General features: G+C 51.4%; 1 protein-coding gene. It reads right to left on the bottom strand.

Features of this window, described 5'->3' with window-relative positions; all coding sequences use genetic code 11:
* A partial coding sequence (locus IV91_RS0107495; protein ID WP_031597300.1) for a 3'(2'),5'-bisphosphate nucleotidase CysQ family protein occupies positions 1-278 on the bottom strand: 278 nt, incomplete at both ends.

Below are 278 nucleotides of genomic sequence, written 5' to 3'. Positions count from 1 at the left end.
TGGGCTTGAAGCGCTGCGCAAATGCCAGGGTTTCTGGCGTCATATGGCTTTTACTCGCCACAATTCGCACAGGTCTACCCGAAACCGGCCACGGCGCAATCTCAATAGAGCCCCCCATGATTCCATCGATTCGAAATGCACCCTCGTCTTCTCCCCCCCAGTAGATCAAATCCAGGGCCGGAGCCCCCACCACACCAAATATGGATTTTCCATGCCAAATCAAAGCGATATTAACTGTAAATTCACCACTTCCTGCCAAAAATTCCTTGGTTCCATCC

This window comes from Ferrovum myxofaciens, assembly GCF_000735045.1.
GTDB classification, from domain to species: domain Bacteria; phylum Pseudomonadota; class Gammaproteobacteria; order Burkholderiales; family Ferrovaceae; genus Ferrovum; species Ferrovum myxofaciens.
The sequence above is the reverse complement of the archived record's forward strand: the minus strand, read 5'-3'. Positions and strand labels throughout refer to the sequence as shown.